The organism is Chryseobacterium sp. 2VB (genome assembly GCF_005503635.1).
GTDB classification, from domain to species: Bacteria; Bacteroidota; Bacteroidia; order Flavobacteriales; family Weeksellaceae; genus Chryseobacterium; species Chryseobacterium cupriresistens.
Genome location: NZ_SCNC01000017.1, coordinates 26439 through 40173 on the forward strand (window position 1 = coordinate 26439; position 13735 = coordinate 40173).

Sequence of the window (13735 nt, forward strand, 5' to 3'; positions counted from 1 at the left end):
CCTTTACCTTTAAACCCTCAAACTCTCAAACCCTTTCGCCTTTCACACTCTCGGTCCCAGTTCAATCACTTCAAGATCTCTGATTTCTTCACCATCCACCACAAAGCGCATCATTGTTCTCACTTTATGCCAGCCCTGTCTTCCGCAGGCTCCGGGATTCAAATGGAGGAGATTGTTTTTCTCATCATACATCGCTTTCAAAATATGAGAGTGGCCTGAAATAAACAATTTCGGAGCTTTTTCTGCCATTTCCTTTTTCGTAAGTGGAGTATATTTTCCGGGATAACCCCCGATATGGATCATCAGAACTTCCAGTTTTTCACAAAAGAAACGGTTCACTTCCGGAAATTCTGCCTGAATTTTAGCATTATCAATATTTCCGTAAACACCCTTCAGTGGTTTTATTTTTTCCAGCTGCTCAATGACATCCAGACTTCCGAAATCTCCGCAATGCCATACTTCGTCAGCCTGAGAAGCATATTCCAGGATACGGTCATCAATATAAGAATGGGAATCGGAAAGAAGAAGAACTTTTGTCATGTACTGCCATTTTTAAGAGTGCAAATATAAAGAAGCTTTTATCAATTTATAGGAGATCCTAATCGGTAATATTTCTTGTTTTCCTGATGGAATCCAGTTTCTTTTCTATATCCGCACTGAAAACCTTTTTCAGTTTCAGTTGATTCTCCGTAAGCTTTGAAATAACAAAAGTGCCGGTCATATTAGTATTAGAAGGGAAAACCAACGTTACTGTAGAGTCTGAAGTTTTTTTCCAGCTTCCGATGTAACGGTCCGGCTTTTCATTTTTTTTGGTAACAGGCTCTTCCAGCGTATCATATCTTAAGGTTGATTTAATCAGATTTCCTGTAATTTTTCCGTTTTTCTGAAATCTGATTCCTTCTCTTCTTGCTTCAAAACCATCCTGTTTTTCATAAGTATAAATATAAGTATCCATTTTACTGAGATTCCAGGTTTGCAAAAGCAAAGGATTGGCAGTTCTGTCCTGGGCTTTGATCCCAATGATAGCGAAAAGAGAGAAAATACAGATACAAATAGGCTTTTTCATGAATACAACTGATTTATTGTAAAGTTTTAACAACGCTAAAATTAGCATCTCTTAATATTTAGTAAATTTGGGAAAATTAAAATAAACAATGAAACAGAAACTTTCTTTTTTCATTTTTCTTTTAACCGTAGGATTAGCCAATGCGCAGGTTGAAGAAAAAAAACTGGATGAACTGATCCAAAATACCCTGAAAACCTTTGATGTACCGGGAATGTCGGTAGGCATTGTGAAAGATGGTAAAATGATCTATTCCAAAGGGTTTGGGGTACGTTCTCTTACAACAAAGCAGCCAATGGATGACAATACGCTGGTAGGGATTGCTTCCAACTCAAAAGGCTTTACCTGTACAGCATTAGCCATCTTAGCAGATGAAGGAAAACTGAACTGGGATGATAAAGTTTCAAAATATATTCCTGAGTTTCAAATGTATGATCCTTATGTTTCTCAAAATGTAACGATCAAGGATCTTGTTACTCACAGAGCCGGATTAGGACTTGGACAGGGAGATCTTATGTTTTTTCCGGAAGGAGGAAATTTAACCGTTAATGATATTGTGCACAATGTGAGATATCTGAAACCGGAAAATCCTTTCAGAACGAAACTGGATTATAACAATATCATGTTTATTGTAGCCGGAGAAGTTATCCACAGAATTTCCGGATTAAGCTGGGCGGAATTTATTGAACAGCGAATTATGAAACCTGTAGGAATGACTTCAAGTTTCGGAAGCTACAGCAGAGCAAAGGCTGTTGCCAATAAAATTGATGCACATGCTCCGGTAGACGGAAAAGCAATTGCTGTTCCCCACGACTGGAACGAAACGGGCAATGCTGCAGGTGGAATTATGAGTAACATTAAAGACATGACCACGTGGGCGGAATGTCTCCTAAATAATTTCACCACTAAAGATGGGAAAAAACTGGTTTCGGATAAGAATGTTCAACAACTTTGGAGCCTGCAGATTCCGGATAGGGTGGCTGCGAAAAATCCTTATGATACAAGTTTCTACGGATACGGTTTAGGATGGTTTCTGAGTGATGTGAAAGGACATAAACAGGTACAGCATACCGGTGGATTGATCGGAACAGTTACCCAATTTACTTTAATTCCCGATATGAAACTGGGAATTGTAGTATTGACGAACCAACAGTCCGGAGCCGCTTTCAACACAATTACCAATACCGTGAAAGATTCTTATCTTGGTGTTGCAGACAGAAACTGGCTGAAAACCTATAGCGAAAGAATGTCTAAAATGGAAGCCGAATTCAACAAACAAAAGAAAGACGCTTTTGCAAAATCTGAAGCCTTCAAAAAAGAAAAAGCGCAGCAGCCAAAAGCAGAACAGTTTACAGGAACTTACAATGATGTATGGTTTGGTGATGTAGAAATTACACAACAGGGAAATAGCTACAGAATTTCGTGCAAAAACTCTCCAAGGTTAAAAGGTGAGCTGCTTCCTTATTCCAATAATTCTTTCATTATCAAATGGGATGACAGAAGCTATGATGCGGATGCCTATATCATTTTCAGCTATGACGAAAACGGAAAAGTAGAATCTGCAAAATTAAAGGCGATTTCTGATGTAACAGATTTCAGTTTTGATTTTGATGATCTGGATTTGAAGAAGAAATAAAATAGAGATTATAAAATATTCTATGGAGAACGGGCTTGGGTCCGTTCTTTTTTTGTTTGTTAACTACGAATGCCACTAATTTATTCAGATAACACTCATTTTAATGATTATTGAAAATTAAAACTGAAATAATTCAATAGGAACGGACTATCATCCTGAGCATAAGCTGAAAGGTTACGAACACCATTTCAAGAAGGAAGCCCGTTTTTTCATGTTTACAACGATAATGGCTTTAGCGGAAGTTAACCACCCCGTCAAAAAATAAATTTTTTGCCACCCCTCCGGTGGAGGGGAATATGCAGTCGGTAACAGGAATGTTGGTTTATTGTACAAGATTCAGATCCTGATTTGCTAACGTAAGTTCTGTGTTAAGATGTTGCTTTTCAAAGAAATTTTTTAGTTCAAGTAATCTTTTTTTATTATCATAATGGATACTTGAATTCAGTTTTCTTTGGCAGAGTGAGCAGGCTCTGGCAAGATGATAATCAGTTTCCGATAATGAATTGGTTCCGTTCATCACGCAGTTGGCATTCAGACAATGGCTGATTCCAAACATGTGCCCGATCTCGTGTGAACTGATTTTTATTAATCTTAAAAGACTTTTGTTAAAATTAGAATCTGTTAATTGTCCGTCTGCAAATCGGTATATAGAGGTTACTCCCACGCCATCCTCATATGAAGCCAGTCCGAATACGTAATTCCATTCCGGTAATGGAAAAAGGTCTTTCTCCGTAATACCCATTAATACAATAGCATCTTTAGGTTTTCTTTTGATCAGAATACTGTCCAGTACATATCCTGCAAGAACCTGTTCCTGTCCTTCCTTTGAAATTCTTTTAACTTTTTCAGGGAAAATAGTATTAGGCAAAACAGGAAGAACCTTTGTTTCCAGCTGAAAATAGATTTTTAAATAGTGTTGGGTAAGTGCTATTTCTTTTTTGTGAAGTTCATCAAACTGCCCGATGGGCTGAAGATAAATGGTGTTCTTTCCAGATGCAGGTTTTATCTTTTTTAATTTCTGAAAATCTTCAAATGTCTGAAAATGTTCCTCATGATTATACCGCCAGCTTCCGGGTTTTGGAGAAGAGGAAAGTTTTATATCATTCAGTGCAATAGATTCATAGTAGGTTTTCTTCTGTTTCTGACATGAGAAAAGAAGGATCAATATTGAGACATAAAAAAGTAAAGAAGTAAAGTTATATTTTCCCCGGTTCATAAAAGAATAGCAGTTTCTTTTTGGCACCATCGAACTCTGACCAGGAATCACAGTCTACCTCAAAACCCGCCACTCCGCAAGTGGGGAAATGGAAAATATCCTCAGAAATAGAATTGGCAAAATTGGAAATTCCATTATTGTGAGAGAAGAATGCAACCGAATTCAGGTTGTCATCCAGATCATAAATTACAGATTCAAAGCTTCTTTCTGAAGGATTATACAATTTTTCATCAGTAGCACAGTTTAGTTGATAAGCCTGATTGAAAATCTTACAGGTATTCAGTGCACGAACCGCAGGGCTGGACACAAAATGATCAATAGAAATATTATTGCTTTTCAGGAATCTGGACATATGCATAGCATCCTCCAAACCTTTGTCTGCCAAAGGTCTGTCAAAGTCCTCCGTTTCCTCCGGCCAGTCGCTTTTTGCATGTCTAACGAGGATGAGTTTCTTCATATAATTGTTTTTTGGAAGATTAAAATTATAAAAAAAATAATGGAATAAAACATGATTTACATAAAAAAACTGCGTTATGAATAAAATCAGTAAATTTTACTAAATTTGCAGACTTATGGGACAAATCCTTGCAATAGACTACGGAAAGGCTCGTTGTGGTATCGCTGCAACCGATGATATGCAGATTATAGCCAGTGGGCTGGAGACTGTGGAGAACCGCTTTTTAATGGAATTTTTGAAAAAATATTTCAGTGAAAATATGGTAGATGAAGTAGTGATTGGACTTCCCATAGATTTGAAAGGAAATGTTTCGGAAGTGGAAACCGATATTTTAAAATTTATAGAAGAGTTTAAAAAAGAATTTTCGGATATTGCAGTTCACCGTTTCGATGAAAGATTTACATCCAAAATGGCTTCTTTTTTTATTTCCCAAAGTGGAAAAAACAAGAAAAAGAGGCAGGAAAAAGGATTAATAGATAAAGTAAGCGCAACAATTATATTGCAGAATTTTTTAGAACAAAGATTAAGATGATATTACCGATAAGAGCTTTTGGGGATCCTGTTTTGAGAAAAGTAGGAAAAGATATAGACAAAGACTATCCCGAATTACAGGAACTGATAGATAACATGTTCGAAACCATGTACAGCGCAAATGGCATAGGTCTTGCAGCGCCACAGATTGGTTTGGACATCCGTCTGTTTGTAATAGATGTGACGCCTCTTGCAGAAGATGAGGATTATGAAGATATTAAAGATGAGTTGGCAGAGTTCAAAAAAGTATTTATCAACGCTCAGATTCTTGAAGAATCAGGTGAAGAATGGAAGTTCAATGAGGGCTGCCTTTCTATTCCGGATGTAAGAGAAGATGTGAAAAGAAAAGGAACAATCGTTATTGAATATTATGACGAAAATTTTGTGAAACATACAGAAACTTTTTCCGATATTAGAGCCCGCGTAATTCAGCATGAATATGACCACATTGAAGGGATTTTATTTACCGACCACCTGAGTGCTCTGAAGAAGAAACTGGTAAAAGGTAAGCTGACGAAAATTTCTCAGGGTGACGTAAACATCGGTTACAAAATGAGATTTCCAAAATAATTAACAAGGATTAAAAAGAAATAATAAAAAGCAAAAAGCTAGTGCTGATTGCAGAATTTACAAAAAATAAAATTATGCTGTTAGAAAAAATAATTTCAATTTCTGGAAAACCAGGACTTTTCAAATTAGTTTCTCAATTAAGAAACGGATTCATCATTGAAGATGTTACCTCAAAGAAAAAAGTAAGCATTGGAAACTCAAGCCAGGTAAGTTTATTGGACAATATCGCCATGTTTACATTTGAGAAAGAAGTTCCTTTGTTTGAAGTATTTGAAAATATTGCTAAAAACAACGATTATAAGGAAACAATCTCTCACAAATCTTCTGATGCAGATCTGAAAGATTTTATGCTGGCTTCTCTTCCAAACTATGACACAGAAAGAGTATATTCTTCTGATATCAAGAAATTGGCTCAGTGGTACAACATCCTTCAAAAAGCAGGATATATTACGCCTGAAAGCTTTGTGAAAGCAGAACCTGAAACTTTAGATGGTGAGCCAGCTGAGGAAGTAAGCATTGAAAAAGAAGCTAAAAAAGCAGCTCCAAAAGCAGAAAAGCCAGCAGCTCCAAAAGTAAAAGCTACTTCCGCTGCTAAATCAGCTCCAAAGAGTACACACAGAAAACAAGGATAATTCATTTGAATTAACAATATAAAACCTTGTCTGGGAATTCCGGACAAGGTTTTTTGTTTTTTCAAACAGCAGATCATTTCGTGCTAATATTCCAAACCTAACAGGTTTTCGAAACCTGTTAGGTTTACATATCAAATCTATCCTAAATTCTGCACTCTGCAACTTTTACTTCCAACGTTTGTAATGATGCCCGAATAACCCTTACATTTGTATAAGATTGAATTTCCCATTATTTATGAATACGAAACAAGAGAAACTGGAGGCCTTCGGAAGATTACTGGATATTATGGATGATTTGCGTGAAAAATGTCCATGGGATCAGAAACAGACGTTAGAATCCCTTCGTCATCTTACCCTTGAAGAGACGTATGAACTTTCAGATGCCATTTTGCAGAATGATTTACAGGAAATAAAGAAAGAGCTGGGCGATGTCCTGCTTCACCTTGTTTTTTATGCTAAAATAGGTTCTGAAAAAGGAAGTTTTGACATTGCAGATGTTATCAATTCCCTGAATGAAAAGCTGATCTTCCGTCATCCTCACATTTATGGAGATACGGAAGTGAAAGATGAAGAAGAAGTGAAGCAGAACTGGGAAAAATTAAAATTAAAGGAAGGAAATAAATCTATTTTAGGCGGAGTTCCGAAAAGTCTGCCAAGTTTGGTAAAAGCCTACAGAATTCAGGATAAGGTAAAAGGAATCGGTTTTGAGTTTCACGATGCTGAAGACGCATGGAAAAAAGTAGATGAGGAAATTCAGGAGTTCCATGCTGAAGTGGATTTGGATAAAAAAGAACAAGAGCTGGGTGATGTTTTCTTCTCTCTGATTAACTATGCAAGGATTTCAGGAATCAATCCAGATTCTGCATTGGAAAGAACCAATCTGAAGTTTATTTCAAGATTTCAAAAGATGGAAGGTCTTGCCGAAGAACAGGATCTGAAACTGGCAGACATGTCTCTGGAAGAAATGGATGTTCTTTGGGAACAGGCAAAAAAACTTTCATAGTTGCCGATTGGAACAATTAATGCTTCTTATATTCAGTTAAAAAAATAAAAATTAAATATGTTACGTTTCCTTATTTTACCTGCTTTGCTTTTATTGAGCTGCAATCCAAAAGCTCAGAATTCCCCTGCTAAAGAGGATGAACTGAAAGTCCAGTTTACCTTACCTAAAAAGTTGAAGGAAGTTTCCGGAATTACTTTGTCAAAAGATAAGAAAACCATCTGGGCAATAGAAGACAAGGGAAATAAAAATGCAATATATGGACTGAGTGATAAAGGTGACATGCTGGCAAAAATACCGGTAGAAAATGCTGAAAATACAGACTGGGAAGACATCATATCCGATTCTCAGGGAAATATTTATATCGGAGATTTTGGAAATAATGACAATAACCGACAGGATCTGGCGATCTTAAAAACAGATTTGAAAGACAGCAAACAAATTGCTACCAAAGTTGTTCAGACTACAAAATTTCATTATCAGGGGCAGACAGAATTTCCTCCGAAAAAATCGAACCTGTTGTACGACTGTGAAGGTTTTGTTGAAATGGATGGCAATTTTTACTTATTCACCAAAAACAGAAGCAAAGGTTTTGACGGAACCTTTCTTGTATTCCAGGTTCCTAACAAAGAGGGTGATTTTGAAGCTAAGCTAATAGGAAAATTAAAGCTTGATGGAGGGTATAATGATGCTGCTATTACCTCTGCGAGTATCAACAGCACAAAAGATAAAATCGTGTTGCTTACCCATAAAAATGTTCATGTGCTTACCGGATTTACTGCTAACGATTTTAATTCTGCTAAAATTCAAAAAATTCCTTTGAACCATAATTCCCAGAAGGAAGCTATTGTATTCTTTGATGATAAAACATTAATGATCGCAGATGAGAAAGGGAAAGATGAGGGGGGAAATGTGTATAGTTTTTCACTATAACCTTTATCTTTGCAGCAGATTAAATAACTATGAAAAAAATATTGTATATCCTGTTGGTGCTAGGTTTTTCCTCTTGCAGTAGTACTAATGATGAATCTATAACTGTAAATGAAAATCAAACTGAAGATTTACAACCTGATAAAGGGTATATTTTTCTGATGGATCAGCGCACAGCATTAATGAGTCCAGATAAATACTATCGGTTTTTCTACGAAAACGGACGTTTACAGAAAATGCTTGGAAGAAACTATTTCGTAACCGGAAATTTTCAATTTTTTTATCCTGATGTTATTACTCAGTTAAGTTATACAAACAATAAGGTACAAATAGATTACCTTGAACAGGAAATGACTTCCGGATATAGAACGACTTCTTACCTGATGGAAAACAACAGACCTGTTAAGGCTGAAAAGTATTATAAGAATGGAACTTTTGCCGAACTGGAGATGACAAGGACTTATGCGTATGGCACCAATACAATAAGTGTATATACTAAGCGTGGTTATCAGGAGTTTTTTACAACCTATTATTTTGATGGAAATAGTAATCTTTCTAAAAGTGAAACATTAGAAAAGGCCACTGGTAAGGATAAACAGTTCACAACTACTGTGTATTCAGATTTTGACAATGCTAAAAATCCATTTAAAAAATTATTTTTGATTAATGATGACTTTTATGAAAAGAGTTTATCAAAAAATAATTTTAGAGCTAAGGAATCAGTGACTGAATATGCTGATTATCCTGATACCGGTATACCTCCGCAACCAGGAATATCCAAATCAAAATGGACCTACAATTACGATAATAATGGCCAGGTGTTATTATATTTTCCCTTGCAATAGCAGATAGAATAAACCCCACAGAGAAATCTGTGGGGTTTTGAATATATGAATGTTAATGAAGTGATTGACGTTTGTATTGTTTATGGAGTCAGATATGAGATATGAATATTTCCGCTGGATAATCTGAAATCCTGAGTATAACGGCAGCGTATTCTGAAGGATTCTCCCGTATTGAAAAAGTTAATGGAGGAAAGATTATGATTCAGTCCTGTTGTACGCTCTCCATGGCCCGTAGATATGCCTGCTAATGTTGTGAGCGTAGAGGAAACTTTTTGTATGTATGAATTAGCTGTTCCTGCAGTTTGTCCTGATGGATTTAAATTAAGATCGTAGGTAGCATAAGGAACAATATTGTAAAATCCAGGTTTTACTACTGTGAAAAGTCCTGTTGTAGAATTGTACGTTAGATAAGCATTATCAATCTTATTACTCACATTAAAGACATAGGTTTGTGAATAACTTTCATGAGTATTGACTGGTGTAGAATGCGTACCTGTATAACTTCCACTAGCCGGGCTGATGTCTGTTTTGTTTCCAACAAAAACTACCTTTAGAAAGTTTTCTGACTCAATTGTTTTCCAAACCGGCGCATTCCCTGCTCCGTTAGACATTAAAACTTCCCCTTTGTTTCCGGAATTTCCCTTTGTTCTATCGTCTCCGCCTACATTCAGATCTTTAACAACCTGAAGTGAACCGTTGACATGCAATGTATGTTGGGGAGTTGATGTTTTAATCCCTATCTGTGCATTTAACTGGATGAACATGACAAATAAAGCCATATAGAATAGTTTTTTTTTCATCATTTGTTGATTTTTTGTTGCCACAAATATAAAATGTTTTTAAAATGTCAATTTTTTAAGGAATTGATAATCATATTAAACTATGTCTGGTTTTGACTTATATAGCTGAAAATATGACCTTTATTTAAAAGCCATATTTATTTTATCAGTAAAAAATGTGAGTTGAAAATTTGAATTATTAATTTTTATTTAAATTGAAATTTTTCAAATTTTTAATTTAAAATAGTTTAAAATACTGTTAAACAATGTTTTATATTGAGTGTTTGATGGTGGTACTCATTCAAAATTGAGAATTAATTTTTTTAATGGACCAGATTAAAATTTCATTCCCACCCCGGCAGAAATTCTTCCACCATCTGAACCATAGAAATAATTTAATCTTGCAGACATCATTTCCACAATACTCAGCCATACTCCTGCACCCACAGACTGATGCCATTTTCTGGAATTTTCATCGTCATTCCATACACGGCCGGTATCGTATCCTATTAGAATTCCCATGTTGGCGGGAGCAATATTATTTCTTACCCTTCCAAAATCCCATCGGATTTCTGAGTTATTGGTGAAATAGGATCTTCCTGAGAATCTTTCGTTTCTGAAGGCTCTCATTCCATTATTACCTCCGATAGCTGCAGCCTGATAAAATTCAAAATTATTGTTATTGATCCACATCACATTGCTGGAATTGGCGAATACAAATTTCCCTTTTTTATCAATCCTGTGGTCAATGGCCAGTTTTCCTTTTACCGTTACGAAATTCTTATTAAAATCAGAAAGAGTTGCTTTCCAGTCTGCATTCAGCATAAATTCCAGTCCAAGAGTAGGGAAGGCCGTATTATCAGCATTTTTATAACCAAAGGTATAGTTGGCTCCAACAAACTGCTGGCTGTTGAATACGCCAGGTCTCACATCCGGAGACTGGTTGATGAAACGGTCAGCTTTTCTTTGTACTTTATTATCTTCAAAAGTCAGTTGAAACTGGTGGCTGAGGTTCATCCAGCTCTTTTGAGAGATGGAAGGAGCAAAGTTGAACTTGGAAATTCTGGCTCTGTTGTATTCTCTTTCTGTGTCTTCCTTATCATACTCACTTTCATTGGAAAGTCCAAAGAAGTTCTGAGAGAACCTTGGAGTCGTATAGAATGCATCAAGGTTAATATCCCAGCCTGAGATTGCTTTTTTAAATACACCTTTGTACGTAAGGCTAAATCCTGCAGTTGCCGTATAAAAATTAGCTTTTAAACTGTGCCTCTGAGTAAATGGATCGCGGATAAAATTATTTACTGTGTAATTGGCCAGAACGCCTACAATCACACCGTCATCCGGGTTGTAATCCAGGTTTGGATATCCGGCAACGGAATTATATTTAGGATGCTTATAATTATAGCTGTTGATGTCATAATCATCCGTAATGTTTTTGGTTGCATTTCCGGAATTGTAAGTGTTTTTCTGAGATTTAAAATCATAGATTTTCACTTTTCTTCCATCTGCAACGTTGTAGGTATCATGATTATATCCGCCAACCAGCCGGATCGTCATTTTAGGATTTCCGCTTCCGGTTACTACATAGGTGTCATCATCTTCCAGTCCGTAGATCCATAATTCTTTTGTTTTTGAATCATGATAGGTTTTTTCAAAAACAAGTTCATTCTGATCTTTATTCTTACCCAGCTTATATTGCTGTACAAGGACGGAATGTCCGTTTTTGGTGATGACAAACTTATCAGGATTTACCGTTCCTGCCAAAGGAACTTTTTTCTGCAGTACATCATAATACTGAGCGGCATAGCTCTGTAGTTTTGTCTTTCTTATTTTCAGTTTTCTCTGAATTTCATCGATGGTTTCATCCTGCACTTCTTTCGGAAGATTGTGGAAAGCGTCATCAATATCCGCATCCGTCAGATGCTCCTGAATATATTTTGCCTGGGTTTCCCATTCATTCTGGTCTGCACCTTTTAAGAATACAAGATCCATCGGATAAGGTTCCATAGCGAGCCATTTTACACTGCTGATATCTTCTGTAAAGGTTTTCATGTGACGAATGGCAGGAACATTCATAATGATTCTGAAGGCTGCACCATCATATTTACTGAATGCCTGATCCCTGTCTTTAGGAATAGGTTTATAGATTACTTTATCACCTGCTTCATATTCTGCCCATTTCCACTGGTCAGAATGTCTGTCCCAGTCACCAATAAGCATATCAAACAACCTTGCTCTGATATAAGATTCTCTGTCAACAGAATATTTATCGCTTTTGTTAAGATTTTTTAGTACATCATCTGTAGAAACGATATCTTTTGCATGATCCAGATAAGCCAATGTTTTAGGATCTGAAGAAAAACGCTCTTCAATCATGTACATTTCGTCCCCGTAGTTTTCATTATACCTTCCCAAAGCTTGCTGCTTAGGAATGTAATACAGCTTTGGATTACTATGGAAAATACCCAGCTTTTCCGACATGTTTCCAATCGTAAAAGGGGTAAACGGATGATTGGTTGTGTAAAAATCCAGCAGGAATTTTTCAGGAAATGTATCTGCAAGTTCTTCTCCTAATGTACTTTTCTGAAAAGCCATATTGTTAAGAAAGCGGATCGCACTTTTTTTCACTCCACGCATCACAAATTCCTGTCCGTCTGAAGATTTCAACCGTAAACTGTTGGATTGATTTCCTCCACCTTCCCGGAAAGGAATATATCCTCCGTTCAATTCCGAAAGATTAGCTGTTGGTGCTTCAATAGGAATTCCGTAGTATCTTCTGTAATGATCACCCCAAAGCCAGCGGTAAAACTTTCTTTTTTCAGTAAGCGCTACCGGGTAAATGGTGGAAGAAAATGTGGGTGGAAAAGAATTAGGGAAATTATTGACGAATACATCCGGTTTGGAAATCACGGAAATATGAGTGAGTTTTTGAAGCTGTGCATCTTTGGTTGAAAAATACTCAACATCTGTACTTTCATCTTTTCTGAAATTTAAAACCGCAAAACCACTTCCTCCGTAGGAAAAGTCTGTTTTTTCTACAATGGTAGAGGGATCTGTTTTAGAGCCTGCTCCACTGATAATCTGTCTCAGGTTTCCATCTTCGTGATATTGCAGGTTATGATCATGTCCGGACACGAAAATAATATTTTCCTTATCCTGAACAATACTTTTCAGTCTGTTGGCTAAGTCTGCATAATGCTGATTATTAATATCTTCAGGACTGGCTCCTGAGGAACTTCTCAATATATTGATGACACTTGCCACTACAGGAACAGGAACTTTACTCTTTAAAGGAAAAAGATGGGATTTTGCAGAATTAAAACCTGCATGTGTTCCGCTGCTGATGATGGGATGATGTAGGGCAACAATTATTTTTTTTCCCTGATTTTTTATGATCAGATCTTTAAACTCGGTGAAAAAATCTTCACGGGTTTTGATGTTGCAGTTTTTGTTGATTCCCGGATAATTATCCCAGTTCGCTATTACCCATTCTGTATCGATGGCAATGAGCTTGATATCTTTGGAAACATTGATATCATCAATCGGGCAGCCGTTTTTTGGTAGGAAAGCTTTTTTATCATCAAGATATTTTTTAACAAGTCCTTCCTGGGTATTCAATCCTTCCAGTCCATTGTACCAATCATGGTTCCCGGGAATTACTAATGTTTTTCCCTTGAAATTTTTGGTGATAGCTAGCTGATTTTCCAGTTTTTGTTTTGCCAGGGCATAATCTTTATCTGTTTCTTTGGGCATACCATTAGGGTAGATATTATCGCCCAGAAAGATCAGCATAGAATTGCTGTCGGCAGAATCCAGCTTACTTTTCAGTAAATTCAGTGTTTTTTGTGCCTGAGGTTCATCTGCGTTTCCTGCATCTCCAATCAGAAAGAGTTTAAAATCATTATCGGATTTTATTTCGGAATCTTTTACTTCAAATAAGTTTTTGCCCTTTTGCACGTTATAGGTAGCACAGGAATAAAGGACTCCTGCGGACATTACTGTTCTAAGAACAATAGAAGTATTTTTTAGATGAGTTTTAAAGGATAAATTCATAAATTTACATTAACAAAATTTCA

13 protein-coding genes are annotated in these 13735 nt (G+C 36.4%); 7 read left to right on the top strand and 6 right to left on the bottom strand.

The window, feature by feature from the left end; all coding sequences use genetic code 11:
- Nucleotides 1-42: 42 nt before the first annotated feature.
- On the bottom strand, nucleotides 43-540 hold the full coding sequence (locus tag FFS26_RS15450) for a metallophosphoesterase family protein (RefSeq protein ID WP_137905468.1): 498 nt from the start codon (nucleotides 538-540) through the stop codon (nucleotides 43-45).
- A gap of 58 nt (nucleotides 541-598) precedes the next feature.
- Complete coding sequence (locus FFS26_RS15455; RefSeq protein WP_110011732.1) at nucleotides 599-1066, bottom strand: hypothetical protein; 468 nt, start codon at nucleotides 1064-1066, stop codon at nucleotides 599-601.
- Nucleotides 1067-1154: 88 nt separating this feature from the next.
- Between FFS26_RS15455 and FFS26_RS15460 the strand changes: the two genes are divergently transcribed.
- Nucleotides 1155-2699, top strand: a complete 1545-nt coding sequence (locus FFS26_RS15460; protein WP_110011733.1) for a serine hydrolase — start codon at nucleotides 1155-1157, stop codon at nucleotides 2697-2699.
- 322 nt (nucleotides 2700-3021) lie between these two features.
- Here FFS26_RS15460 and FFS26_RS15465 read toward each other — a convergent pair whose 3' ends face one another.
- A complete protein-coding gene (locus FFS26_RS15465) occupies nucleotides 3022-3915 on the bottom strand; it encodes an archaemetzincin (RefSeq protein ID WP_137905469.1) in 894 nt (297 codons plus the stop codon).
- Complete coding sequence (locus FFS26_RS15470; protein ID WP_110009649.1) at nucleotides 3896-4372, bottom strand: SixA phosphatase family protein; 477 nt, start codon at nucleotides 4370-4372, stop codon at nucleotides 3896-3898. The genes FFS26_RS15465 and FFS26_RS15470 overlap by 20 nt, the downstream gene beginning before the upstream one ends.
- A 115-nt stretch (nucleotides 4373-4487) precedes the next feature.
- On the opposite strand from FFS26_RS15470, the gene ruvX reads away from it, so the two are divergent.
- From ruvX to FFS26_RS15500, 6 genes are all read left to right on the top strand, one after another.
- Entirely contained in the window at nucleotides 4488-4904 is a 417-nt protein-coding gene (gene ruvX, locus FFS26_RS15475; RefSeq protein WP_137905470.1) for a Holliday junction resolvase RuvX, read from the top strand.
- A complete protein-coding gene (def, locus tag FFS26_RS15480) occupies nucleotides 4901-5473 on the top strand; it encodes a peptide deformylase (protein WP_110009647.1) in 573 nt (190 codons plus the stop codon). The genes ruvX and def overlap by 4 nt, the downstream gene beginning before the upstream one ends.
- A 74-nt stretch (nucleotides 5474-5547) precedes the next feature.
- Nucleotides 5548-6105 carry a DUF5606 domain-containing protein gene (locus FFS26_RS15485; protein WP_110009660.1) on the top strand — a complete coding sequence of 186 codons (558 nt, stop codon included), beginning with the start codon at nucleotides 5548-5550 and terminating at the stop codon, nucleotides 6103-6105.
- Nucleotides 6106-6340: 235 nt separating this feature from the next.
- Nucleotides 6341-7108, top strand: a complete 768-nt coding sequence (gene mazG, locus FFS26_RS15490) for a nucleoside triphosphate pyrophosphohydrolase (protein WP_110009646.1) — start codon at nucleotides 6341-6343, stop codon at nucleotides 7106-7108.
- Nucleotides 7109-7165: 57 nt separating this feature from the next.
- Complete coding sequence (locus FFS26_RS15495) at nucleotides 7166-8038, top strand: SdiA-regulated domain-containing protein (protein ID WP_110009645.1); 873 nt, start codon at nucleotides 7166-7168, stop codon at nucleotides 8036-8038.
- 29 nt (nucleotides 8039-8067) lie between these two features.
- Nucleotides 8068-8880: a hypothetical protein gene (locus FFS26_RS15500; protein WP_110009644.1), complete on the top strand. Its 813-nt coding sequence runs from the start codon at nucleotides 8068-8070 to the stop codon at nucleotides 8878-8880.
- Between the two features lie 80 nt (nucleotides 8881-8960).
- Here FFS26_RS15500 and FFS26_RS15505 read toward each other — a convergent pair whose 3' ends face one another.
- Entirely contained in the window at nucleotides 8961-9683 is a 723-nt protein-coding gene (locus tag FFS26_RS15505; RefSeq protein ID WP_137905471.1) for a hypothetical protein, read from the bottom strand.
- 312 nt (nucleotides 9684-9995) lie between these two features.
- Nucleotides 9996-13712: a metallophosphoesterase gene (locus FFS26_RS15510; RefSeq protein ID WP_137905472.1), complete on the bottom strand. Its 3717-nt coding sequence runs from the start codon at nucleotides 13710-13712 to the stop codon at nucleotides 9996-9998.
- Nucleotides 13713-13735: the final 23 nt, after the last annotated feature.